The sequence below is a fragment of the Streptomyces sp. CAU 1734 genome (assembly GCF_039888735.1).
GTDB lineage: Bacteria > Actinomycetota > Actinomycetes > Streptomycetales > Streptomycetaceae > Streptomyces.
On the sequence record NZ_JBDQQP010000002.1, the window covers coordinates 88767 to 113530 of the forward strand.

Annotated in this window: 19 protein-coding genes; 15 read left to right on the forward strand and 4 right to left on the reverse strand. The window is 73.3% G+C overall.

Annotated elements, in window-relative coordinates:
* The first annotated feature begins 10 nt into the window (after positions 1-10).
* Together AAFN69_RS04095 and cobT are read left to right on the forward strand one after the other, a co-directional pair.
* Positions 11-1210, forward strand: a complete 1200-nt coding sequence (locus AAFN69_RS04095) for a bifunctional adenosylcobinamide kinase/adenosylcobinamide-phosphate guanylyltransferase (RefSeq protein ID WP_347726872.1) — start codon at positions 11-13, stop codon at positions 1208-1210.
* A gap of 106 nt (positions 1211-1316) precedes the next feature.
* A complete protein-coding gene (gene cobT, locus AAFN69_RS04100) occupies positions 1317-2492 on the forward strand; it encodes a nicotinate-nucleotide--dimethylbenzimidazole phosphoribosyltransferase (protein WP_347726873.1) in 1176 nt (391 codons plus the stop codon).
* A 19-nt stretch (positions 2493-2511) separates the two neighbouring features.
* Here the strand turns inward: cobT and AAFN69_RS04105 are convergent, their stop codons facing one another.
* Positions 2512-3255 (reverse strand): hypothetical protein, encoded by a 744-nt coding sequence (locus AAFN69_RS04105; RefSeq protein ID WP_347727262.1) that lies wholly within the window; start codon positions 3253-3255, stop codon positions 2512-2514.
* 105 nt (positions 3256-3360) lie between these two features.
* Here AAFN69_RS04105 and AAFN69_RS04110 point away from each other — a divergent pair, with 105 nt between their 5' ends.
* The 8 genes from AAFN69_RS04110 (at position 3361) to AAFN69_RS04145 (ending at position 16198) form a co-directional block, all read left to right on the forward strand.
* A complete protein-coding gene (locus AAFN69_RS04110; RefSeq protein WP_347726874.1) occupies positions 3361-4155 on the forward strand; it encodes an adenosylcobinamide-GDP ribazoletransferase in 795 nt (264 codons plus the stop codon).
* A gap of 708 nt (positions 4156-4863) precedes the next feature.
* Entirely contained in the window at positions 4864-6384 is a 1521-nt protein-coding gene (locus tag AAFN69_RS04115; RefSeq protein WP_347726875.1) for a leucyl aminopeptidase, read from the forward strand.
* A gap of 721 nt (positions 6385-7105) precedes the next feature.
* The gene (lpdA, locus tag AAFN69_RS04120; protein WP_347726876.1) at positions 7106-8494 is read left to right on the forward strand and encodes a dihydrolipoyl dehydrogenase; all 1389 of its coding nucleotides are present in this window, start codon (positions 7106-7108) and stop codon (positions 8492-8494) included.
* A 92-nt stretch (positions 8495-8586) separates the two neighbouring features.
* Positions 8587-10404 carry a 2-oxoglutarate dehydrogenase, E2 component, dihydrolipoamide succinyltransferase gene (gene sucB / locus AAFN69_RS04125; protein WP_347726877.1) on the forward strand — a complete coding sequence of 606 codons (1818 nt, stop codon included), beginning with the start codon at positions 8587-8589 and terminating at the stop codon, positions 10402-10404.
* Positions 10405-10552: 148 nt separating this feature from the next.
* A complete protein-coding gene (locus AAFN69_RS04130; RefSeq protein WP_347726878.1) occupies positions 10553-11176 on the forward strand; it encodes a GntR family transcriptional regulator in 624 nt (207 codons plus the stop codon).
* 264 nt (positions 11177-11440) lie between these two features.
* On the forward strand, positions 11441-14122 hold the full coding sequence (aceE, locus tag AAFN69_RS04135) for a pyruvate dehydrogenase (acetyl-transferring), homodimeric type (protein WP_347726879.1): 2682 nt from the start codon (positions 11441-11443) through the stop codon (positions 14120-14122).
* A 140-nt stretch (positions 14123-14262) separates the two neighbouring features.
* Positions 14263-15084 (forward strand): MerR family transcriptional regulator, encoded by an 822-nt coding sequence (locus AAFN69_RS04140; protein WP_347726880.1) that lies wholly within the window; start codon positions 14263-14265, stop codon positions 15082-15084.
* Between the two features lie 37 nt (positions 15085-15121).
* Positions 15122-16198 (forward strand): WYL domain-containing protein, encoded by a 1077-nt coding sequence (locus tag AAFN69_RS04145; RefSeq protein ID WP_347726881.1) that lies wholly within the window; start codon positions 15122-15124, stop codon positions 16196-16198.
* On the opposite strand, the gene AAFN69_RS04150 is transcribed toward AAFN69_RS04145, so the two are convergent.
* Positions 16182-17156: an SDR family oxidoreductase gene (locus AAFN69_RS04150; RefSeq protein WP_347726882.1), complete on the reverse strand. Its 975-nt coding sequence runs from the start codon at positions 17154-17156 to the stop codon at positions 16182-16184. The two genes, AAFN69_RS04145 and AAFN69_RS04150, sit on opposite strands and share 17 nt — an antisense overlap.
* A 129-nt stretch (positions 17157-17285) precedes the next feature.
* Here AAFN69_RS04150 and AAFN69_RS04155 point away from each other — a divergent pair, with 129 nt between their 5' ends.
* Entirely contained in the window at positions 17286-17807 is a 522-nt protein-coding gene (locus AAFN69_RS04155) for a DUF4240 domain-containing protein (protein WP_347727263.1), read from the forward strand.
* 31 nt (positions 17808-17838) lie between these two features.
* Here AAFN69_RS04155 and AAFN69_RS04160 read toward each other — a convergent pair whose 3' ends face one another.
* Complete coding sequence (locus AAFN69_RS04160) at positions 17839-18318, reverse strand: GNAT family N-acetyltransferase (protein WP_347727264.1); 480 nt, start codon at positions 18316-18318, stop codon at positions 17839-17841.
* 185 nt (positions 18319-18503) lie between these two features.
* Here AAFN69_RS04160 and AAFN69_RS04165 point away from each other — a divergent pair, with 185 nt between their 5' ends.
* Together AAFN69_RS04165 and AAFN69_RS04170 are read left to right on the forward strand one after the other, a co-directional pair.
* On the forward strand, positions 18504-19403 hold the full coding sequence (locus AAFN69_RS04165) for a TIGR01777 family oxidoreductase (protein WP_347726883.1): 900 nt from the start codon (positions 18504-18506) through the stop codon (positions 19401-19403).
* Between the two features lie 288 nt (positions 19404-19691).
* Positions 19692-21014, forward strand: a complete 1323-nt coding sequence (locus tag AAFN69_RS04170; protein ID WP_347726884.1) for an NAD(P)/FAD-dependent oxidoreductase — start codon at positions 19692-19694, stop codon at positions 21012-21014.
* A 63-nt stretch (positions 21015-21077) separates the two neighbouring features.
* On the opposite strand, the gene AAFN69_RS04175 is transcribed toward AAFN69_RS04170, so the two are convergent.
* Complete coding sequence (locus AAFN69_RS04175) at positions 21078-22553, reverse strand: regulator (RefSeq protein ID WP_347726885.1); 1476 nt, start codon at positions 22551-22553, stop codon at positions 21078-21080.
* A 227-nt stretch (positions 22554-22780) separates the two neighbouring features.
* Between AAFN69_RS04175 and lipB the strand changes: the two genes are divergently transcribed.
* Both lipB and lipA read left to right on the forward strand, forming a co-directional pair.
* A complete protein-coding gene (lipB, locus tag AAFN69_RS04180; protein ID WP_347726886.1) occupies positions 22781-23575 on the forward strand; it encodes a lipoyl(octanoyl) transferase LipB in 795 nt (264 codons plus the stop codon).
* 124 nt (positions 23576-23699) lie between these two features.
* Positions 23700-24653: a lipoyl synthase gene (gene lipA, locus AAFN69_RS04185; protein ID WP_347726887.1), complete on the forward strand. Its 954-nt coding sequence runs from the start codon at positions 23700-23702 to the stop codon at positions 24651-24653.
* Positions 24654-24764 lie beyond the last annotated feature (111 nt).

Consider the following 24764-nt stretch of genomic DNA (forward strand, 5'->3'; position numbering starts at 1 on the left):
GATCAGGATTGTGGAACTGACTCTGCTCGGCACCGGCGCCCCGGCCGGACTCCCCCGGCCCGACTGTCCCTGCGCCGTCTGCGCGACCGCCCGCGGCCCCCAGGCGCGGGCGGCCACCGCGCTGCTCGTGGACGGCGCGCTGCTGCTCGACCTGACCCCGGGCGCCGCCCTCGCCGCCGCCCGGGCCGGGCACTCGCTCGTGGGCGTGCGCCAGGTGCTGCTCACTCACCCGCACGACGGACCCGCCGTCGACGTCCCCGCCGGGCTGCCGTCCGCCGGGCGGGTGCCGGACGGGCGCGTACTGACACTGATCAGCGGCCACCGGGTGCGGGCGGTGCCGATGGACAACCCCGGCACGGGGTACGAGGTCACCTCGCCCGACGGCGACCGGCTGCTCTATCTGCCGCCGGGCGGCGCGCCCGCCGGGCTGGCGGAGGGGCTGGCCGCGTACGAGATGGTCGTCGCCGATGTGATCGGCCGGCCGGACGCCGTCGCGCTGCTCCGCGCCAGCGGGGCGATCGGCGCGACCACCGATGTGATCGCCGTCCATCTGGACCACGAGGTGCCCGGCGGCCCCGAGCTGGACCGCAGGCTGGCCGCGGCCGGCACCCGCGCGGTGCCCGACGGGACGACTCTGATCGTCGGCGAGTACCACGCCGTGCCGGATGTGCCGCGCCGCACGCTGGTGACCGGAGGCGCCAGGTCGGGGAAGTCGGTGGAGGCCGAGCGGCGGCTGGAGACCTTCCCCGGTGTGGTGTACGCGGCCACCGGCGGGCGCCGCGAGGGGGACTCCGAGTGGGCGGACCGGGTGGCGCTGCACCGGGAGCGGCGCCCCTCCTCCTGGCGGACCGAGGAGGGCTGCGATCTCGTACCGCTGCTCCGCGCCGACGGGCCGCCGCTGCTGATCGACTGTCTCTCGCTCTGGCTCACCGACGCGATGGACCGGGTCGGCGCCTGGGACGACGACCGGTGGCGGGCGGAGGGGCGGACGGCGCTGCGCGAGCGGATCGCCGAGCTGATCGCCGCGGTCCGGGAGAGCTCGCGCACCGTGGTGGCCGTGACCAATGAGGCGGGCTCCGGGGTGGTCCCCGCGACCGCGTCCGGCCGGCGCTTCCGGGACGAGCTGGGGCGGCTGAACGCGGCTTTCGCGGCCGAGTGCGAGCAACTGCTGCTGGTGGTGGCCGGGCAGGCGCTGGTTCTGCGCGGCTGACCTCGTACGGGACGGGGAGGGACCGCCGGGCGGGGCGCGGCGGCCCGCCGGGAGCCGCCGGAAGGCGACCGGCCCCGGGCCGTGCCGTACGGGTACTGTTCGGCGAATGAGCAGGCTGAATCTCGATGACTTCTCCGATCTGATCGAGCGCCCCGACGGCGGTGTGCGGCGCGATGCCGAGGACCGCAGGGAGCGGCTGGTCGTCCCGCCCGGTTCCCTCGGCCGACTCGACGAGCTGGGCGAGTGGCTGTCGGCCGCTCAGGCCGCCGTGCCGGTGCGGCCGTTGGAGCGGCCCCGGGTGGTGCTGTTCGCCGCCGACCACGGGGTGGCGTCCCTGGGCGTCTCCGGCCGGGAGGAGGGCACCGCGCACGAACTGGTGCGCGCCGTGCTGGAGGGCGGCAGCCCGGTCGCCGTGCTGGCCCGCCGGGCGGGGGTGCCGGTGCGGGTCGTCGATGCCGCGCTGGACTGCGATCCCGCGCTGCTGCCGGACGAGGTGGTGCGCCACCGGGTGCGGCGCGGCTCCGGGCGGATCGACATCGAGGACGCGCTGACCGTCGAGGAGGCCGAGAAGGCGGTACGGCTGGGGGTGGCGCTCGCCGACGAGGAGGCCGACTCCGGCACGGATCTGGTGGTCCTGGGCGATCTGAGCGTGGGCGGCACCACCGCCGCGGCCACGCTGATCGCGGCGCTCTGCGGTACGGACGCCTCGGTGGTGACCGGGCGCGGCGGTGCGGGCATCGACGATCTGGCGTGGATGCGCAAGTGCGCGGCGATCCGGGACGCGCTGCGCCGGGCCCGGCCGGTCCTGGGTGACCAGCTGGAGCTGCTGGCGGCGTCCGGCGGTGCGGATCTGGCCGCGATGACCGGATTCCTGCTCCAGAGCGCGGTGCGCCGGATGCCGGTGATCATCGACGGGGTGGTGACCGCGGCCGCGGCGATGGTCGCGCAGCGGGCCGCCTTCCGGGCGCCGGACTACTGGCTGGCGGGGCAGCTGACCGGGGAGCCGGCGCAGGCCAAGGCGCTGGACCGGCTGACGCTGACCCCGCTGCTCGATCACGGTGTCAGGGTGGGCGAGGGCACCGGGGCGCTGCTCGCGCTTCCGCTCGTCCAGGCCGCCGCCGCGCTGGCCGCGGAGCTTCCGGAGCGGCCGGAGCACAAGGATCCGGAGGCCGGAGCGGAAGCCGGAGCGGAAGCCGGCCCGGCGGATGAAGCGGAAGCGGGTCCGGAGGCAGGAGCGGCAGACCAGGCGGAAGCGGGTTCGGAAGCCGGTTCGAAGGGTTAGTCCGCCCGGTTTCGAAGGGTTAGTCCGCCCGGTCCGGGGCGCCGCCGATCAGATCCTGGAGCCGGCGGCGCGGCCGGTCCCAGCGGCGGTCGTGGCGGTAGGAGCGCAGGGCGGCCCGGGCGCGGGCCCGGTGGCGTCCGCGGTAGAAGCGGCGGGCCCACAGGGAGCCGGGCCGGGCCAGCCGTACCGCTCCGAAGACCGCCACGAAGGGGACCAGCACCCCGATGAGCGCCATCCGGAGCTTGCCCTTGGCGAGGGTGATCAGCACCAGCAGGAAGTTCACCACCAGGGTCGCGACGACGGTGACACGGTCCTCGCGCTCGTCCGGGGAGAGCGTGTCCACGCCGAGCGGGGAGAAACCGCTGAGCACCAGCGAGGCGAGGGCGGTGGCGAGGATGACCACCTCCACGCTCTGGCGGCCCTCCTCGCTCCAGTAGACGTCGTGAATGTGCACGATCAGCGCGAACTCGTCGAGCACCAGCCCCGCGCCGATGCCGAAGACGACCGCGCAGACACTCGCGGCGACCCCGTACCGGCCGCTGCCGACCGCGCCGAAGCCGCCGACGACCATCAGCACGACCCCCGGAACCACATGGTGGATGTGCATCCCGCCGGGGGTGATGTTCCGGAACGGCCCGCGGCCGGCCCTGATCAGCCGGGTGACCGTGCGGGTGATGAGGAAGGTGAGCACGAAGGAGGCGAGGGCCAGCAGCGTCGGGAGCTTCCCGGCGTCGAGGATGTTCTCCCGGAACCAGCCGCCCATGCAGATCGTCCCCGTCCGTTCCGGCAGCAGCACATGATGTATGCGCAATTTATCCCCTGCGTCACCATTCGCCCTGCGCAGTGGCGTCCGGGCTACCCTGCGGCGGTGGACGATGAAGTGAGGGGCCCCTCCGCGGCGGCCGGGATACGTTTCGCCTTCGGCACCCTGACGGTGCTGCCGGTCCGGGTCACCCGCTGGGACCGGGGGGCGGCACGCGCGGGCATGCTCTGCGCCCCGCTCGCCGGGGCGGTGGCGGGGCTTCTCGCGGCGGCGGCCGGCGGACTGCTCCTCCTGGCGGGCACCGGGCCGCCGCTCGCCGCCGTGGCGGCCGTCGCCGTGCCCGCCGTCCTCACCCGGGGGCTCCATCTCGACGGCCTCGCCGACACCGCCGACGGTCTCGGCAGCGGGAAGCCCGCCGGGGACGCGCTGCGGATCATGAAGCAGTCGGACATCGGGCCGTTCGGTGTCATCACCCTGCTCCTCGTGCTGCTCGCGCAGGTCGCGGCCCTCGCCGAGCTGTACGGGGAGAGCTGGGCGCACGGCGCGCTCGGCGCCCTCACGGCCGGGGTGACGGCCCGTCTCGCCCTCACCCTCGCGGCCCGGGCGGGAGTGCCGGCCGCCCGGCCCGAGGGCCTGGGCGCGGCGGTCGCGGAGACCGTCCCGGTATCCGCCGCCCTCCTGGTGACCGCGGTGGTGACGGCGGCCTGCGCGGGCGCCGGCGCGGCCCTCGGCGGCCCGGCCGCCCTCCGGCAGGCCCTGGCCGTCCTCGCCGGGCTCGCGGCGGCGGAGCTGCTGTCGCGGCACTGCGTCCGGCGGTTCGGCGGGGTGACGGGCGATGTCTTCGGCGGCCTGGCGGAGACCGCGGCGACGGTCTGCCTGGTCGTACTCCTCCTGGGCTGAACCGGCCCGGCCCCGCCCGAGGGCGGCGGGACGCCCCGGGTCCGGTGCGGAGCAGGCCGGATGTCCCCGGGACCGCACCGTGCCGGGCGGGCGGTCGGTCCATCGCCGTCGGGGGCGTCCCGGTCGGGAAGATCGCGCGGAGTACGGCGGCGGGCCGCCGGGTCCGCGTCGCATCGGGCCGCACGCCGCCCGACGCGTACCGGACGAGCCGCCGCCGGCCGGCTGCGAAGCGGGGCTCCGTCACCGGACGCGCACCCGCGGAACCGGACGCCACCGGACGCGCACCGCGCGGGACGCCGCCGCCGGGCCCGCTCCGGGCGCCGCGCGGTGTGGATCGGACCGGGCCGGACACCTCTCGGGGCCGGGGGTCATCGTCCCTGCCGGGCGCGGCCGTTGGGCGCCGGCGCCCGGGGGAATCCGCCGCCGCTTCACCACCCTCCGTACACGGCGTCACCCCGGCGCACAGCCGTGCCCCCGGGGCGTACGGATGTGCGCGGCGCCCGCGCGCCGGGGTGCCGGAGTGCCCGGCGGGCCCGGCCCGCAAGGGCCCGGGGCGGAGCCGGCCCGGCCGGACGGCGGGTGCGGGGCCACCGCCGCCGTGGGACGGGAATGTGACCGCGCGTAGGCTCTCCCCGGGCGGGATGTCGACCTATCCCCACAACGGGCCCGAAAGGCCCAGGAACTCAACGGAAGCGAGATTTCACCACCGTGACTGCTCTCACTCTCAGCACTGCCGGCGCCGCGACGCTGCGCGCCGACGCCCTTGTCGTCGGGGTCGCGAAGGGCGCCAAGGGTCCGGTCGTCGCACCGGGCGCGGAGGCCGTGGACAAGGCGTTCGACGGAAAGCTCGCCGCCGTCCTGGAGACCCTCGGTGCCTCGGGTGCCGAGGGCGAGGTGACCAAGCTTCCCTCGCCGGCCGGGCTCAAGACGCCGGTGGTCATCGCGGTCGGCCTCGGTGCCGCCCCCGCCAAGGACGAGGCGTACGCCGCCGAGACGCTGCGCCGCGCGGCCGGTGCCGCCGCCCGCACGCTGGCCGGGGCGAAGAAGGCCGCGTTCGCGCTGCCGATCGAGGCCACCGAGGACGCCGAGGCGATCGCCGAGGGCGCGCTGCTGGGCGCGTACGCCTTCACCGCCTACCAGGGCGGCGGCAAGAAGGACGGCGGCCCCAAGGGTCCGCTCGCCGAGGTCGCCCTGCTGGGCGCCAAGCCGCGCGACAAGGCCTACAAGGCCGCCGCCGAGCGCGCCATCGCGGTGACCGAGGAGATCAACCGCGCCCGCGACCTGGTCAACACCCCGCCGAACGACCTCACCCCCGAGGCGTTCGCCGCGGTGGCCTCCGCCGCCGCCAAGGAGGTCGGTGTCAAGGTTCAGGTGCTGGACGAGAAGGCGCTCCTCAAGGGCGGCTTCGGCGGCATCCTCGGCGTCGGCCAGGGCTCGCAGAACCCGCCCCGGCTGGTGAAGCTCACCTACACCCACGCCAAGGACTCCAAGACCCTCGCCCTGGTCGGCAAGGGCATCACCTACGACTCGGGCGGCATCTCCCTCAAGCCGGCCGGTCACAACGAGACCATGAAGTGCGACATGGCCGGTGCCGCCGCCGTGTTCGCGGCCGTCATCGCCGCCGCCCGGCTCGGCCTCCCGGTCAATGTCACCGGCTGGCTGGCGCTCGCCGAGAACATGCCGTCCGGCAGCGCCACCCGGCCCGGCGACGTGCTGCGCATGTACAGCGGCAAGACGGTGGAGGTGCTCAACACCGACGCCGAGGGCCGGCTGGTGCTCGCGGACGCCCTGTGGAAGGCGTCCGAGGAGAAGCCGGACGCGATCGTGAACGTCGCGACCCTGACCGGCGCGATGATGGTCGCCCTCGGCAACCGCACCTTCGGCATCATGAGCAACGACGACGCCTTCCGGACCGCCGTCCACGAGACCGCGGAGGAGGTCGGCGAGCAGTCCTGGCCGATGCCGCTCCCGGCGGACCTGCGCAAGGGCATGGACTCCCCGACCGCCGACATCGCCAACATGGGCGAGCGGATGGGCGGCGGCCTGGTGGCCGGGCTCTTCCTGAAGGAGTTCGTGGGCGAGGGCATCAGCTGGGCGCACCTGGACATCGCGGGCCCGGCCTTCCACGAGGGCGCGCCGTACGGCTACACCCCCAAGGGCGGCACCGGCTCCTCGGTGCGCACCCTGGTCCGGCTGGCGGAGCGGATCGGCGCCGGCGACCTCGGCTGACCGCACCGGGACACCCGCGAGGCGGGTGACCTCCGGACCGGGGTGATCCCCGGGACGGATGACCACAGGGACGGATTTCCCCGGGGCGGCCGACATCGGCGGACGGCCGCCCCGGGGAACCGGACCGAGTACACCGGGTACGCGGAGGCGCGGGACACGGAGACACGGGTACGGCCCCGGGCCACGCATCGGCCCGGGGCCGTACGCGTCCCCCCTCCCGCTGGTGCCGGACCCGTACCCGCGCTGGAGCCGGGCTCGAAGCCGGGGCCGTACGCCCTCACCCGCCGTCGCCCCCCGGTCACCGCCGCCCTCACGCCCCGTCGCCCCGCGGTCACCGCCGCCATCACCCGGCGATCGCCCCCGGCGTCCCGCGGTCACCGCCGCCATCACCCGGCGATCGCCCCCGGCGCCCCTCGGTGACGGTGGCGGACCGGACCCCGAAGGGGCCGTTCGCTCTCTGTGAAACCGCCTCCGGGGACGGAATCAGAGGGTGCCCCGGAACCGTTGCTACGGACCGGTAACCCTTGGGGTGATCGATCAGACGCCCTCAGACCCCTGCCCCGCGTCCCTTCTTCGGCCAACAAGTGCAAAGATGGGTTCTCGGCAGGACAGGGCCCCGACCAGAGGGCCGACGAATCAGCGGCCGCACACCAGCCGAACGGCCGGTTCCCCCGGGACAGAGGGGATCCCGGCGCCGGCGCACATGCATGGAGGACGTGACGTGGCGAACGACGCCAGCACCGTTTTCGACCTAGTGATCCTCGGCGGCGGTAGCGGCGGTTACGCTGCGGCGCTGCGCGGGGCTCAGCTGGGCCTGGACGTCGCCCTGATCGAGAAGGACAAGGTCGGCGGCACCTGCCTGCACCAGGGTTGCATCCCCACCAAGGCGCTGCTGCACGCCGGTGAGATCGCCGACCAGGCGCGCGAGTCCGAGCAGTTCGGAGTTCTCGCCACCTTCCAGGGCATCGACATCGCGGCCGTCCACAAGTACAAGGACGACGTGATCTCGGGCCTCTACAAGGGTCTGACCGGCCTGATCGCCTCCCGCAAGGTCACCGTCATCGAAGGTGCGGGCCGGCTCTCCTCGCCGACCTCCGTCGATGTCAACGGCACCCGGGTGGAGGGCCGTCACATTCTGCTGGCGACCGGCTCCGTACCGAAGTCGCTGCCGGGCCTGGAGATCGACGGCAACCGCATCATCTCCTCCGACCACGCGCTGAAGCTGGACCGCGTACCGCAGTCCGCGATCGTGCTGGGCGGCGGCGTCATCGGTGTCGAGTTCGCTTCCGCCTGGAAGTCCTTCGGCGCCGATGTGACCGTGATCGAGGGCCTGAAGCACCTGGTCCCGGCCGAGGACGAGAACAGCTCCAAGCTTCTTGAGCGCGCGTTCCGCAAGCGCGGCATCAAGTTCAACCTCGGCACCTTCTTCGAGAAGGCCGAGTACACCGAGAACGGCGTCCGCGTCACGCTGGCGGACGGCAAGACCTTCGAGGCCGAGGTGCTGCTGGTCGCGGTCGGCCGCGGCCCGGTCTCGGCCGGTCTCGGCTACGAGGAGCAGGGCGTCGCCATCGAGCGCGGCCATGTCCTCGTGGACGGGTACATGCAGACCAACATCCCGACGATCTCCGCCGTCGGCGACCTCGTTCCCACCCTCCAGCTCGCGCACGTCGGCTTCGCCGAGGGCATCCTGGTGGCGGAGCGTCTGGCCGGTCTGAAGACCGTCCCGATCGACTACGACGGCGTGCCCCGGGTGACGTACTGCCACCCCGAGGTCGCCTCCGTCGGCCTGACCGAGGCGAAGGCCAAGGAGGTCCACGGTGCGGACAAGGTCGTCGTCCTCAAGTACAACCTCGGGGGCAACGGCAAGAGCAGGATCCTGAAGACCCAGGGCGAGATCAAGCTCGTCCAGGTCAAGGACGGTGCCGTGGTCGGCGTCCACATGGTCGGTGACCGGATGGGCGAGCAGATCGGCGAAGCGCAGCTGATCTACAACTGGGAGGCGCTGCCGGCCGAGGTCGCGCAGCTCATCCACGCGCACCCGACGCAGAACGAGGCGCTCGGCGAGGCCCACCTGGCCCTGGCCGGCAAGCCGCTGCACGCGCATGACTGACCCGCTCGGGCGCGACGACCACTTCCGCACTTCCCCCACGCTCGCGCTTCGCTTGAGCTGGGGAGACCCCATCGTTAGGAGCAACTGAAACCATGTCGGTTTCCGTAACCCTGCCGGCGCTCGGCGAGAGCGTCACGGAGGGCACTGTCACCCGCTGGCTCAAGGCCGAGGGCGAGCGCGTCGAGGCCGATGAGCCGTTGCTGGAGGTCTCGACCGACAAGGTCGACACCGAGATCCCGGCCCCCGCCTCGGGCATTCTGGCGTCCATCAAGGTCGCCGAGGACGAGACCGTCGAGGTCGGCGCCGAGCTGGCGATCATCGACGACGGCTCGGGCGCGCCCGCCGCCGCCGAGGCTCCCGCCGCCGAGGCCCCGGCCCCGGCCGCCGCCCCGGAGCCCGCCGCCGCCCCGGAGCCGGCCCCCGCGCCGGCCGCCGAGGCACCCGCCGCCGAGGCCCCGGCCGCCGCTCCGGAACCGGCTCCGGCCGCGCCCGCGGGCGGTGCGAGCGGTACGGACGTCACCCTCCCGGCCCTCGGCGAGAGCGTCACCGAGGGCACCGTCACCCGCTGGCTGAAGGAGGTCGGCGACTCGGTCGAGGCCGATGAGCCGCTGCTGGAGGTGTCCACCGACAAGGTCGACACCGAGATCCCGGCGCCCGTCGCCGGTGTGCTGCTGGAGATCACGGTCGGCGAGGACGAGACCGCCGAGGTCGGCGCCAAGCTGGCCGTCATCGGTGCTCCGGGTACGGCTCCGGCCGCACCCGCCCAGCCCGCCGCCCCGGCACCGGCACCGGCACCGGCACCGGAGCCCACCCCGGCTCCGGCTCCGGCTCCCGCGCCCGCGCCCGCCCCGGTTCAGCAGGCCCCGGCGCCCGCTCCGGCCGCTCCGGCTCCGGCTCCGGCCGCCGCCCCGGCACCGGCTCCGGCTCCCGCCGCTCCCGCCGCGCCTGTGGCTGTCCCCTCCGGTGACGCTTACGTGACCCCCCTGGTCCGCAAGCTCGCCGCCGAGAACAGCGTGAACCTCTCCGAGGTCAAGGGCACCGGCGTCGGCGGCCGCATCCGCAAGCAGGACGTCATCTCCGCCGCCGAGGCAGCGGCTGCCGCGGCCGCCAAGGCCGCCGCACCGGCTCCGGCGGCGCCCGCCGCCGCACCGGCCGCCGCCGCGAAGACCCCCGCCCTGGAGGTCTCCCCGCTGCGCGGCCAGACGGTCAAGATGACCCGGATGCGCAAGCTCATCGGCGACAACATGATGAAGGCGCTGCACAGCCAGGCGCAGCTGACCTCGGTGGTCGAGGTCGACATCACCAAGCTGATGCGGCTGCGCAACCAGGCCAAGAACAGCTTCGCCGCCCGCGAGGGCGTCAAGCTGTCGCCGATGCCCTTCTTCGTGAAGGCGGCGGCGCAGGCCCTGAAGGCGCACCCGATCATCAACGCCCGGATCAACGAGGACGAGGGCACCATCACGTACTTCGACTCGGAGAACATCGGCATCGCCGTGGACTCCGAGAAGGGTCTGATGACGCCGGTCATCAAGGGCGCGGGCGATCTGAACATCGCCGGCATCGCCAAGAAGACGGCGGAACTCGCGGGGGCCGTGCGCTCCAACAAGATCCGGCCGGACGACCTGGCGGGCGCGACCTTCACGATCAGCAACACCGGTTCGCGCGGTGCGCTCTTCGACACCGTGATCGTGCCGCCGAACCAGGCCGCCATCCTGGGCATCGGCGCGACGGTCAAGCGCCCGGCGGTCATCGAGACCGCCGAGGGCACCGTCATCGGCGTCCGTGACATGACGTACCTGTCGCTCTCCTACGACCACCGTCTGGTGGACGGCGCCGACGCCGCCCGCTACCTGTCGGCGGTCAAGGCGATCCTCGAAGCGGGCGAGTTCGAGGTCGAGCTGGGTCTCTGAGACCCGGCGGCAGTGCTGTGCGGAAGCGCCCCCACCCGGAACCGGGCGGGGGCGCTTCCTCGTGTTCGAAGTGCCCGCTCCCCCGCGAGGCGCATAATCGATGGCTGTACTCGCCGGTATCAGCCGGTGCCCCCCTGAAGGAGCCTTCATGACCCCGCCCGTCGTCCAATCGCTGCGGGAGCAGATCCGCGCCCACATCGTGGAGGGGATCGTCAGCGGGCGCTGGAAGCCGGGTGAGCGGATCGTGGAGCGGGGCATCGCGACCGAGCTCCAGGTCTCCCAGACCCCGGTCCGGGAGGCGCTGCGGGAGCTGGAGAGCCTGCGGCTGATCGAGTCGGCGCCGAACAAGGGCGTACGCGTACGGAATCTCACCGCGGCCGATCTGGAGGAGAGCTACCCGGTCCGGGCCGGTCTGGAGCAGATCGCCGCCGAGCTGGCGGCTGACCGGCTCGCCGATGACTGTTCGGCGCTGGAACCGCAGGTCACAGCGTTGTACGCGGCGGATCTGGCGGGCGACTCGGCGGGGCAGGTGCGGCACACCGTCGCCTTTCACCGGGAGCTGGTGCGGGCGGCGGGCAATGCGGTGCTGCTGCACACCTGGGAGGGGCTGGGCATCGAGGTCTTCACCGCGCTGTCGATCCGCTGGCTGGGGACCGTCCAGCAGTCGTACGCGGAGGAGCACGACGCGCTCGTCCAGGCGTTCAAGCGGCAGGATCCGGAGATCGGCCAGCTCGTCAAGTCGCATGTTCTCGGCTGCGCGCCCCGGGCCTGAGAACGCGGCCGGCGGACGAGCCACCCACCCCAACAGCCCCAACCGCCCCATATCGCGGCACGGAGTGCCCTATTTTGCGGCACGGCATGCCAATTTCGCTTTACGGAGAAGTTTTATCTCCGAATACTTTGATCGATCATCGATCAGCGGCTTACAGTCTCTGCGGGGTTCTCCGTCAAGGGCATCCCCACGCCCTGTCCTGCCAGACACGGCACCCCTTACACCCCCCTGTTCCACCCCCTCCCAGTCCGGAAGGCGGCGATCATGTCCGACCCCGTAGGCAAGCTTCCGAGCGAGCTCGACCAGCTCCCGGACCGCGACGCCGAGGAGACCGCCGAATGGGCGGCCTCCCTCGACGCCGTCGCCAGGCACGCCGGCCCGCATCGCGCCGCGTACCTGATGCGCCGCACGCTCCACCACGCCCAGGCCGCCGGAGTCCCGGTGCCGCGGCTGCTGGAGACGGACTACGTCAACACCATCCCCACCTCCGCCGAGCCCGCCTTCGACGGCGACGAGGCGATGGAGCAGCGGATCACCGCGTGGAACCGGTGGAACGCCGCCGCCATGGTGACCCGCGGCTCGCGCTTCGGCGTCGGCGGCCACATAGCCACCTTCGCCTCCGCCGCCTGGCTCTACGAGACCGGCTTCAACCACTTCTTCCGCGGCAAGGAGGGCGACGGCAGCGGCGACCAGCTCTACATCCAGGGCCACGCGTCGCCCGGCATCTACGCCCGCGCCTTCCTCGACGGCCGCCTCACCGAGGCCCACCTGGACAATTTCCGCCAGGAGTCCGGCGGCGCCGGTCTGCCCTCGTATCCGCACCCGCGGCGGCTGCCCTGGCTGTGGGAGTTCCCCACCGTCTCCATGGGCCTCGGCCCGCTCTCGGCGATCTACCAGGCGCGCTTCAACCGCTATCTGCACAACCGCTCCATCAAGGACACCGCCAACTCGCACGTCTGGGCCTTCCTGGGCGACGGCGAGATGGACGAGCCCGAGTCGACCGCCGCCCTCGCCCTCGCGGCCCGTGAGCAGCTCGACAATCTGACCTTCGTCATCAACTGCAATCTGCAGCGGCTCGACGGCCCGGTCCGCGCCAACTTCAAGATCGTGCAGGAGCTGGAGGCGCAGTTCCGGGGCGCCGGCTGGAATGTCGTGAAGACCCTGTGGGGCTCCGCCTGGGACGAGCTCTTCGCCCTCGACACCACGGGCGCGCTGGTACGCCGGCTGCGCACGGTGCCCGACGCGCAGTTCCAGACGTACGCCACCCGTGACATCGCCTACATCCGCGAGCACTTCTTCAGCGTCGAGCCCGCCCTCGCCGAGCTCGCGAAGGTCCTGACCGACGCGCAGATCTCCGAGTGTTTCCACACCTCCCGCGGCGGCCACGAGGCCCGCAAGGTGTACGCGGCGTACCGCGCGGCCCTCGCCCACAAGGGCGCGCCGACGGTGATCCTCGCCCAGACGGTGAAGGGTCACACCCTCGGCAAGGGCTTCGAGTCGAAGAACGCCAACCACCAGATGAAGAAGCTGTCCATCGACGAGTTCAAGGACATGCGCGAGCTGCTGGGACTCCCGATCCCGGACAGCGCCTTCGAGAGCGGCCTGGTGCCCTACGGCCACCCCGGCGCCGACTCCCCCGAGGTCCGCTACCTCCAGGAGCGCCGCGCGGCCCTCGGCGGCCCCGCGCCGGCCCGCCGGGTGCGCGCGGCGGCGCTGCCCGCGCCGGAGCAGCGTGCGTTCAAGGCGCTGGAGAAGGGCTCCGGCAAGCAGGAGATGGCCACCACCATGGCCTTCGTCCGCCTGGTCAAGGACCTGATGCGGGACAAGGAGACCGGCAGGCGCTGGGTTCCGATCGTCCCCGACGAGGCCCGCACCTTCGGCATGGAGTCGCTCTTCCCGTCCGCCGGCATCTACTCGCCGCTGGGCCAGACGTACGACCCGGTCGACCGCGACCAGCTGATGTACTACAAGGAGGCCAAGGACGGCCAGATCCTCAACGAGGGGATCACCGAGGCCGGTGCCATGGCGGACTTCATCGCCGCGTCCACGTCGTACGCGACGCACGGCGAGACGATGATCCCCTTCTACATCTTCTACTCGATGTTCGGCTGGCAGCGCACCGGCGACCAGATGTGGCAGCTCGCCGACCAGCTCGGCAAGGGCTTCATCGTGGGCGCCACGGCGGGCCGCACCACCCTCACCGGTGAGGGTCTCCAGCACGCGGACGGCCACTCGCATCTGATCGCCTCCACGAACCCGGCGTCGCTCAACTACGACCCGGCGTTCGCGTACGAGATCGCGGTGATCGTCAAGGAGGGCCTGCGCCGGATGTACGGCGAGGCCCGCCCGGGCGAGGACTCGGACGTCTTCTACTACCTCACCGTCTACAACGAGCCCAAGCCGCAGCCCGCCATGCCCGAGGGCGTGGAGGAGGGCATCATCCGGGGTCTGTACCGCTTCAAGGAGGGCGAGGCGCCGTCCGCGACCGCGCCGCGCCTCCAGCTGCTGGCCTCCGGTACGGCGATCCACTGGGCCCTGGAGGCCCAGCGGCTGCTCGCCGCCGACTGGGGCGTCACGGCCGATGTCTGGTCCGCGACCTCCTGGGGCGAGCTGCGCCGGGACGCGCTGGAGTCCGACGCGGCCCTGCTCCGCGGTGAGCAGCGCACCCCGTACATCCGCAAGGCGCTGGAGGGCGCCCCGGGTCCGGTGCTGGCGGTCAGCGACTGGATGCGGCAGGTGCCGGACCAGATCAGCCAGTGGGTGGAGCAGGAGTGGTCCTCGCTCGGCACGGACGGCTTCGGCCTCTCCGACACCCGGGACGCGGCCCGCCGTCACTTCGGTGTGGACGCGCAGTCGATCACGGTCGCGGCGCTGGCGCAGCTGGCGCGGCGCGGCGAGGTCCCGGCCTCGGCCGTGAAGGACGCCCGGGACCGGTACGGTCTCTAGTTCCTTTCCGTCGAACACCCCCGGGCCTCAGGGCCCGGGGGTGTTCGCGCGTGTCCGGGGCGCGTCGCCCCGGCCGGCCGGGAGAATCCGCCGGGCGGACTTGACCCTGACACCGTGTGAACCCGTGCACTGAGGGAGTCATGTTCACCATCGGAGATTTCGCCAGGTACGGCCGGGTGTCGGCCCGCATGCTGCGTCACTACGACGCCATCGGGCTGCTGCGCCCGGCCCGTACCGACCCGGTCACCGGCTATCGGCACTACGAGGCGGCCCAGCTCGCCCGGCTCAACCGGATCGTCGCCCTGAAGGATCTCGGCTTCACCCTGGAACAGGTGGGGCTGATCCTCCGGGAGCGGGTGACCGCGGAGGAGCTGCGCGGCATGCTCGTGCTCCGCAGGGCCGAGCTGGCGGAGGCGATGGCCGCCGCGGCGGCCCGGCTCGGCCAGGTCGAGGCGAGACTCCGCTCTCTTGAGAGCGAGGGGCAGATGCCCACCAGCGACATTCTTGTGAAGAGCGTTCCGGCGGTACGGGTCGCGGAGCTGACCGGCACGGCGGCCAGTTACGCCCCGGAGCACATCGGCCCGGTGATCGGCCCGCTCTACGACGAGCTGTTCACCCGGCTGAACGCGGCCGGGGTGACTCCGTCCGGGCCCGGTATCGCGTACTACGAGGACGCCCCGGGTACCGACGGCGCCGTCATCGTGCACGCGGCGGTCACGGTCTCCGTGCCGGCCGGGCGGGACGGGGCGGACTTCGCGATCGTGGACCTCCCGCCGATCGAGCGGGCGGCGACCATCGTGCACCGGGGCCCGATGAGCCGGATCGTGGCCACCGAGCAGACCCTGGCCCGGTGGCTGGACACGGGCGGCCACCGCTCGGCGGGTTACGCCCGCGAGGTCACCCTCGCCTGCCCGCCCGATCAGGAGCAGTGGGTGACCGAGCTCCAGGAGCCGCTGCTCTGACCCTCTGAAGGGGCATCCGGGGTGATGGGATGGGGCCATGCGCGCTGCCAGGCTGATCAAGATGGTTCTGCTCCTCCAGGCCCGGTCCTCCATGACCGGCGCCGAGCTCGCCCGTGAGCTGGAGGTATCGGAACGGACGGTCACCCGGGACGCGCTGGCCCTGTCGGAGGCGGGGGTCCCGGTCTACGCGGACCGGGGCCGCGCGGGCGGCTACCGGCTGATCGGCGGCTACCGCACCCGCCTCACCGGCCTCGGCCGCAGCGAGGCCGAGGCGCTCTTTCTCTCCGGGCTGCCCGGGGCGCTGCGGGAGATGGGGCTGGAGGACGCGGCGTCGGCGGCCCGGCTGAAGGTCTCGGCGGCGCTGCTGCCCGCGCTGGGCGACGCCCCCCGGAGCGCGGCGCAGCGCTTCCATCTGGACGCCCCGGGCTGGTACCAGGAGCCCGGGACCCCGCCCCTGCTGCCGGCGGTGGCGGCGGCGGTCTGGGAGGACCGCCGGATCCTGGCGGAGTACGGCAACCGCCGGGGTGCGCGGGTGGAGCGGCTGATGGAGCCGTACGGCCTCGTGCTGAAGGCGGGGGTCTGGTATCTGTGCGCCCGGGTGGAGGAGAGCTTCCGGGTGTACCGGGTGGACCGTTTCTCCTCGGTGGCGGAGGTGCCGGGGGCCGCGCCGCCCGGCACCCCCGCCGCCTCGGGGACCCCGGGCGCCCCGGGCGCCGCCGCCGGGGAGCCGTACTTCACCCGGGACGAGGAGTTCGATCTGCCGGGGTTCTGGGCGGAGCGGGCGGATCAGTTCGCCCGCTCGCTGCTGCGCGCCGAGGTGGTGCTGCGGCTGACGGAGGACGGCGCCCGGCGGCTGCCGTATGTGACGGACCGGGGGGCGGCCCGGGAGGCCCTGGCGGCGGCGGACCCGCCGGACGCCTCCGGCCGGGTCACGGTCACCCTGCGGGTGGAGTCGCCGGCGGTGGCGCACGCACAGCTCTCCACCCTGGGCCCGGAGGCGGAGGTGGTGGAGCCCGCGGAGCTGCGCGCGCTCTTCGCGGAGGCGGCGGAGCGCACGGCGGCGCTGTACCGGGACGCGGGCCCGCCGTCCGCTCCGGCTACCGGTAGTCGTTGACCTCGGGGCTCTCCCCGGCCCGCTGGGCGAGGATGTATCCCCACACATCCGGCCTGCTGCCGTCCGCGTCGGTGAGGCGGTACTCCCGGGCGAGCCGCCCGCTGTCCAGCGACTTCCCGTTCCACCGGTCCCGCTCCGGGTCGGCGGCGAGGGCGGCGACGCCCCGGGCGAGATAGAGCGGTGACTCGGAGAGCGCCCAGTGCTCCTGCCGGGGGATGCCGTCGCGCCAGGTCTCCTCGGTGAGGCCGAAGTGGTCGAGCATCTCCTCCGAGCGGATGAAGCCGGGGGTGACGGCCACGGCGGTGCACTTCACATCGGCCAGTTCCTCGCCGAGCAGATACGCCATGCGGAGGGGAGCGTTTTTCGCCAGGTCGTAGTAGAAGTTCTCGCGGAATCCGCGATTGGTCTCGGCGGTGCCGTCGGTGACCTCCACGACCAGTCCGCCGGGCCGCCGCACCAGCAGCGGCAGGGCGATGGAGCTGGTGATGATGTGGCTCCTGACGCCGAGGTCGATCATGCGCAGTCCGCGGTCCAGGTCGACGTCCCACATCCGGGTGTCGAAGTCGAGCAGGGAGTTGCCGCCCCAGACGTCGTTGACCAGGATGTCCAGCCGCCCGTGGTCGCGCTCGATCCGCGCCACCACCTCCCGCACCCGGTCCGGCACCAGATGGTCGGCGGGCACGGCGATGCCCCGGCCGCCCGCCGCGTCGATCAGTTCGGCGGTCTCCTCGATGGTCTCGCCGGGCCGGCCCATCTCGCTGACCTGTTCGCGGGTGGTGCGTCCGGTCGCGTAGACGGTCGCCCCCAGGGCTCCGAGCTGTACGGCGATGGCGCGGCCGGCCCCGCGGGTGGCCCCGGCCACCAGGGCGACCCGTCCCGCCAGGGGTCCGTCCGCCGCCTCCGCCCGCCGTGTCCCCGCCCGCTGTCCGGCCGCCCCGCGGCTCTCTCCTGTCGTCATACGCACGACCGTCGCACGGATGCCCGACATCCGCTGTCCGGCTTTCGGGCCGGATCCGGCCCGCTTCCGGGCGTCATTCGCCCGGCTCCGCGTGCGCCGCGCCCCGTGGGCCGTGATGCTGGACCCGTGATGGACGAGACGGAGTTCTGGGAGATCGTCGACAGCACCCGCGAGGCCGCCGAGGGCGACCCGGACGAACATGCCGACCTGCTGGTCGAGCGGCTGACGCAGCTCGACCCGGACTCCGTGCTGGATTTCGCGCGCCATTTCGAGGCCCGCTACAACCGCGCGTACACCTGGGATCTGTGGGGCGCGGCGGCGGTGCTGCTGGGGGGCGCGAGCGATGACGCGTTCGACTACTTCCGCTGCTGGCTGATCGGCCAGGGCCGGGAGATCTTCGAGGGCGCGGTGCACGAGCCGGACGCGCTGGCGGAGCTGCTGGAGGAGTTCGACGAGCAGCTCGACGGCGACGGCGAGGAGCTCGGGTACGCGGCGGACGAGGCGTATGAGCAGCTCACCGGTGTGGTGGCGCCGGATCTGGGGATCGCTCCGCAGGCGGCCGAGCCGGTGGGCACGCCCTTCGACTTCGACGACGAGACGGCGCTGGCGGCCCGGTTCCCCCGGCTGTGGGAGCGATTCGGCCCCGGCTGAGGATCCCGGGGCCCCGGCCCCCGCGTTCCGGTCAGCCCAGCGGGCGCCCCATCAGCACATCGTCCACATACTGTCCGCCGATCCAGAACTCCCCGGGCAGTACGCCCTCCAGGGTGAAGCCCTCGGATGCGTACAGCGCCCGCGCGGGTGTGTTGTGCCCGAGCACCCGCAGGGTGATGCGCACCGCGCCCTGGCGCCTCGCCTCGGCGCAGCCGGCCCGCAGCAGGGCCCGCCCGACACCCCGCCCGCGCGCCCGGTCCAGGACGGCGAGGCCCTGGATCTGGCGCACATGGCGGTTGGAGGCGAGCGGGGTGGGCGACGCGAGCCGGAGATAGCCGAGGATCGCGCCCTGCCCGTCCGTGGCCACGAGGTACTCCCCGGGCCGGTGGTTGGAGTCGAAGAAGGGGTCGTACGGCGGGACCGGCCGGGCCGAGACGGCGTGCAGGGTGGACCAGGTCGCGCAGTCGACGGCGGTCAGCTCGGGACCGTCGGCGAGCTCGGCGAGGCGTATGCGCGGCGCCTCCGCCGCACCCGCCACCTCCGTCCCGCCCGGCGCACCGGATTCGTCCGACACTTCCGGCACATCCGGCACCGAGGTCACCTCTGACCTGTGCGACGCAAGGGGTTCAGGTGATTCACGTGATTCGGACATGGAGGCAACTGTGTCATGAGGGCCCGAAGGGGCAGGATGGGCCCATGCGGATCGCCATCGCCGGTTCCTCCGGCCTCATCGGTACGGCACTGGCCCACTCACTCCGCTCGGACGGGCACGAGGTGGTGCGTCTGGTGCGGCGTCCCGCCCGGGCCGGGGACGAGGTCCGCTGGGATCCGGACCGTCAGTTCGTCGACACGGCGGGCCTGGCGGGCTGCGGGGCCGTGGTGAATCTCGCCGGTGCCGGGGTGGGCGACCACCGCTGGACACCGGAGTACCGCCGGAGGATCAGGGACAGCCGGGTCCTGGGCACGGCGGCCCTCGCCGAGGCGGTCGCCTCGCTGGACACCCCGCCCCGGGTGCTGCTCAACGGAAGCGCCGTCGGCTACTACGGCGACACCGGAAGCCGCACGGTCGACGAGACCGCCCCGCCCGGCGAGGGCTTCCTCCCCGGGGTCTGTGTGGAGTGGGAGGAGGCCGCCGCGCCCGCCGAGGAGGCCGGCATCCGGACGGCGTTCGCCCGCACCGGTCTGGTGGTCTCCCGCCGGGGCGGCGCGTGGGCCCGGATGTTCCCGCTCTTCAGGGCCGGGCTGGGCGGCCGGCTGGGCTCCGGCCGGCAGTACTGGAGCTTCATCTCCCTCCATGACGAGGTGGCCGCGCTGCGGCACATCCTGGACACCGAATCCCTCTCGGGACCGGTGAACTGCACCGCCCCCTTCCCGGTCACCAACCGCGAGATCACGGCGGCGATGGGCCGGGTGCTGCGCCGCCCGGCGGTCCTCGCGGTGCCGGCCCCGGTGCTGCGGACGGTGCTGGGCGAGATGGCGGAGGACGTGCTGGGCAGTCAGCGCGCGGTGCCGCGCCGGCTGCTGGACTCCGGTTTCTCCTTCGCCTTCCCGGACATCGACGACGCGATCACCGCGGCCCTGCGCGAACCCCGCTGACCACCGGCCCCACCCGCCCCTCCGGCCTCCGCCTGAACACCGCCCGCCGCCGCGCCGAACCGGCCGCCCGGGGGCCGGATCCCGCCCTGCCGGGCGCAACAGTGTGCCCAAGGGTCCCCCACGCCCCGAACCGCCGGGAAATGCGCCCCGCGCGCACCCGTGCCCCGTCCTGTGCGCGTGTCCGACGCCCCGTCACTCATCCTTACCCTCAAGGCGGACTCGGGCATTTCGCGAGCGCGTCGGGGTAACTCCCCGCACCAGCGCCGCGCCGACCTCGGGAGGGCCCACGTGCTCATACGCACCGCTCACACCGCGGACCATGCGGACGTCATCATCGTCGGGGCCGGTGTCGCCGGTCTCGCCACGGCCCAACAACTGACCAGAGCCGGTGTCAGCGTCAGCGTTCTGGAGGCGGCGCCCCAACCGGGCGGCCGGATGACCACGGACGAGGTCGACGGCTTCCGGCTCGACCGGGTCGGCAGACTGATGAACGCCGCGTACCCCGAACCGCACCGCACGGCGGGCCTCGCCGGAGTGCCGCTGCGCCTCTTCGCACCGGGTGTCCTGGTACGGAGCGGCGAACGGCTCCAGCGGATGGGGGAAACGGTTCGCCGGGGCAGTGAGCCGGGGAGCGCGAGAGGCGCACTGACCATGGCACGCGCCCTGGCGAGCGCCCCCAGACCGCTGGACGAGGCACGGCTGGGCGCCTCCCTCGCCCGGCTCGCCGCGACACCGGTGGAGCGTCTGCTGGCGCGCCCCGAGCGGCAGGCGGCCGAGGCTCTGGCGGCCCGGGGCCTGCCGCCCCGCACGGTCCAGGGCTTTCTCCGCCCGCTGCTCTCCGCGCTGCTCTGCGACCCGGAGCTGACCACCTCCAGCCGGTGCGCCGATCTGGCGCTGCGCGCCTTCGCCAGGGGCCGGCTCTGCGTACCGGCGGGCGGCGCCGCCTCGCTCCCCGACCGGCTGGCCGCCGAGCTGCCGCCGGGCACGATCCTGACCGGCGTACGGGTCAAGGAGGCGTCGATCAACCGGGTGACCACCCTGGAGTACGGCGAGCTCTCCTGCCGGGCGCTGGTCCTGGCCACCGGCGCGCGGGAGGCGGCGGAGCTGCTGCCGGGCCTGCGGGTGCCGCGCTTCCACCCGGTGACGGTGCTGCACCACTCGGCCCCGCAGGCGCCGCCGACGGGCACGGCGCTGCTGCTGGACGGCGAGGGCGGCGGCCCTGTCGCGTACACGACGGTGATGAGCGAGGTGGACCCCTCCCGGGCGCCGCGCGGCCGGACGCTGATCTCCTCGACGGTCCTGGGCACGCCCTCACCGGATCTGGAGCGCGAGGTGGCGGCGCATCTGGCCAGGCTGTACGGAACCCCGGTGGACGACTGGGAGCTGCTGGCGGTGCACCACACCCCGGAGGCGGTTCCGGCGATGGCACCCTCGCACGATGTGCGCCGCCCGGTGCGGGTGCTGTCGGGCCTGTACGTCTGCGGTGACCACCGGGCGACGAGCACGGTGCAGGGGTCGCTGCTGTCGGCCCGCCGGGCGGCGACGGCGATCCTCCAGGACTTCGCGATCAGCAGCCCGCTCGAACCCCGCCCGCTGCCCTCGGCGGCCTGACCGGCACACGGAACGCCGGGCGCCCGGTGACGGGGTGCCCGGCGACTTCTCCGTACCGCCGGCTCAGCCCAGGGCGGAGACCCGGTCGCGGTAGTTCCGCACGGCGGCGGCGTCGCGGTACGGCTCCAGGCGGCGCTCGAAGTCGCGTACGTACTCGGCGGCGCGCGCCGAGCGCATTTCGGCGGCCTGGTGGGCGGCCTCGGCGCCGAGGGCGCACGCCTGTTCCAGCTCGCCGAGCCCGAGCCGGGCGGAGGCGAGGACGACCCGGCAGAAGAGCCGGCTGCGGGCGAGACCGGGCGGCCGGAGCTGGAGGGAGCGCTCGGCGTACTGCACGGCCGGCCGGTACTGCTGGAGATCCCGGTGGCAGTGACCGAATTCGTCCGCGAGCTGTCCCTCGTCGAAGAAGCGGGCCCAGTGGGGCACCTCGTCACCGGGCCGGGCGGCGCCGAGGGCGCGTTCGGCCCGTACGAGGGAGCCGGTGCAGGCCCGCACCTCGCCGAGGACCCCGTGGCCGCGCGCCTCGACCGCGTGGAGCAGGGCCTGCACCACCGGCGGCGCGGCCGGGCCGACGCCCTGCTGGGCGACCCGGGTGAGCTGGACGGCCTCCCGGCCGTGGCCGAGATAGACGGCCTGGCGGGCCATGGTGACCAGCACATACGAGCCGTACGCCCGGTCCCCGGCGGCCTGCGCCAGCCGGAGCGCCTGGACGAAGTAGCGCTGGGCGAGACCGTGTGCGGCGATGTCGTACGAGGTCCACCCGGCCAGCCGGGTCAGATCGGCGACGGCGGCGAAGAGCCGCCGCCCGGTGGTCTCGCCGTAGGCGCCGCGCAGCATCGGCTCGGCCTCGTGCTCCAGATAGCGGACCAGTGCCTGCCGGGCGTGGCCGCCGCCGTATGCCTGGTCGAGGGTGCGGAAGAGCTCGCCGACGGCGCGCAGGGCGCCGATGTCGCCGCCGGACACCCGCTGCCCCGGCCCGCGGTCGGTGGACCGCTCGGCGGCGCGCTGCCGGGGCACACTGCCGACTCCCTGGGCGGGGACCCGGGCGCCGCCGGGGGTGGTCTCGCGGAGCGGGGACGGGGGGTCGCCGCGTCCGACGCGTTCGTCGGCCCGGCCGATCAGCCAGTCGCGGCTGGGGACGACGAGACCGGCCGGGGTGAAGGCGATCTTGCGGAGTTCGGCGTGGCTGCCGGAGTCCTTCCGCCAGAGGCCGCTGACGATGTCCACGGCCTCCTCGGGGGTGGCGGCGAATTCCAGCCCGGCGTAGACGGGGGCGCAGGCGTCGAGACCGAGATCCTGGGCCGAGAGCCGCCGCCCCAGGCGTCTGGTGAACACCTCGGCGATCAGTGCCGGGGTGGTCCCGCGGGGCTGCTGGCCGCGCAGCCAGCGGGTCACGGACGTCTTGTCGTAGCGCAGATCGAGGCCGTGCTCCAGCCCGAGCTGATCGACGCGGCGGGCGAGACCCGCGTGGGAGAATCCCGCTTCCTGGATGAGTGCGGCGAGCTGGCGGTTGGGGATGCGCTGCGAGGGTCGTTCCGTCATCAGCTGTGCGGTCTCCTGCCTTCCGGGCCAGACGCAGCCCTCATGGAACGGCGTGAATTTAGCGGCCCTTACCGCGAGTACTGCCTCCTTCGCCCCACATTCATCCGATCGTGTGAGGATTGGGGTCGGTGCTGACGCCCTCACCGCCCCCGCGACGCGGGGCCGGACGGCCGTACAGTGGCTGGTGCGCGTTATGTGCGTGGTGAAGGTTCTAGGGAGGCAGTGCCGTGAATGAGCTGCGGTTCGTCCGGCTGGGCTTCGGCGGGGAAGCGGTCGAGTACCAGGAGGCGTGGCAGAAGCAGCGCGAGGTGCATGCCGCCCGGTTCGCGGATGAGATTCCGGACACCTGTCTGCTGCTGGAGCACCCGCCGGTCTACACGGCCGGCCGGCGCACCCAGGAGAGCGAGCGTCCGCTCGACGGCACCCCCGTCGTCGATGTGGACCGCGGCGGGAAGATCACCTGGCACGGCCCCGGCCAGCTGGTGGGCTATCCGATCCTGAAGCTGCCGCGTCCGGTGGACGTGGTCGCCCATGTCCGCCGGCTGGAGGACGCCCTGATCGGCGCCTGCGCGGAGTTCGGTCTGGCGACCAGCCGGGTGGAGGGCCGCAGCGGGGTGTGGGTGCTGGGCGACCCGGTGGAGACGCGTCCGTCGCCCGGCGGCCTCTCGCTGGATTTCGACCCCCGGCTGATGGACGAGGAATTCGACCCCCGGCTGAACGGCCCGGAGTACGCGCCGTCCAACGCGGGCCAGCGCCGGGAGGACCGGAAGCTGGCCGCGATCGGGATCCGGATCGCGAAGGGTGTCTCGATGCACGGCTTCGCCCTCAATGTGAATCCGGACAACACCTGGTTCGACCGGATCGTGCCGTGCGGCATCCGGGACGCGGGGGTGGCGTCGCTGGCGAACGAGCTGGGCCGGGAGATCACGATCGCGGAGGTGCTGCCGGTGGTGGAGCGCCATCTGCGGACGATCCTGGCGAACGCCGACCCCCGCCCGAGGCCGGTGGAGGCACCGGTGTAGCCAGGAGCACGGGAATGCACCCCGCACTCCGGGGGTTGGCCGGACGTATGGCCGAACAAATGACCGGCGTACTCTGGTGGACGCCGCAGAATCGAATGCCGCGATAGCAGAAAGGGGCGCCGACGTGTCCGCTGTCGCACCCGACGGACGCAAGATGCTGCGCCTGGAGGTCCGGAACGCCCAGACCCCCATCGAGCGCAAGCCCGAGTGGATCAAGACCCGGGCGAAGATGGGCCCCGAGTACACCCAGATGCAGAAGCTCGTCAAAAGCGAGGGTCTGCACACGGTGTGCCAGGAGGCGGGCTGTCCCAACATCTACGAGTGCTGGGAGGACCGCGAGGCCACCTTCCTCATCGGCGGGGACCAGTGCACCCGGCGCTGTGACTTCTGCCAGATCGACACGGGCAAGCCGCAGGCGCTGGACCGTGACGAGCCCCGCCGGGTCGGCGAGTCGGTCGTCACGATGGACCTGAACTACGCCACGATCACCGGCGTCGCCCGCGACGACCTGGACGACGGCGGCGCGTGGCTGTACGCGGAGACCGTGCGGCAGATCCACACGATGACGGCGGAGCGCGCGGGCGGCCAGACCAAGGTCGAGCTGCTGATCCCCGACTTCAACGCGGTGCCGGAGCAGCTGGCCGAGGTCTTCTCCTCGCGTCCCGAGGTGCTGGCGCACAACGTCGAGACGGTGCCGCGGATCTTCAAGCGGATCCGCCCCGGTTTCCGTTACGAGCGCTCGCTGGAGGTGATCACCCGGGCCCGTGAGGCGGGGCTGGTCACCAAGTCCAACCTGATCCTGGGCATGGGCGAGGAGCGCGAGGAGGTCAGCGAGGCGCTGCGGCATCTGCACGAGGCGGGCTGCGAGCTGATCACGATCACCCAGTACCTGCGCCCGTCGGTGCGGCACCACCCGGTGGAGCGCTGGGTGAAGCCGCACGAGTTCGTGGAGCTGAAGGAGGAGGCCGAGGAGATCGGCTTCTCGGGCGTGATGTCCGGCCCGCTGGTGCGCTCGTCGTACCGGGCGGGACGCCTCTTCGGCCAGGCGATGGAGCGGCGGAGCCGAGCGGTGGCGTAGGTCGGGGGTCCGCCCGAGGTACGAGGGCGGGCACGCGGCCGGAGCCAGGGCGAGGCGGAGCGCGACCACCGGCACAGTGCGGCGGAGCCGAGCGGTGGCGTAGGTCGGGGG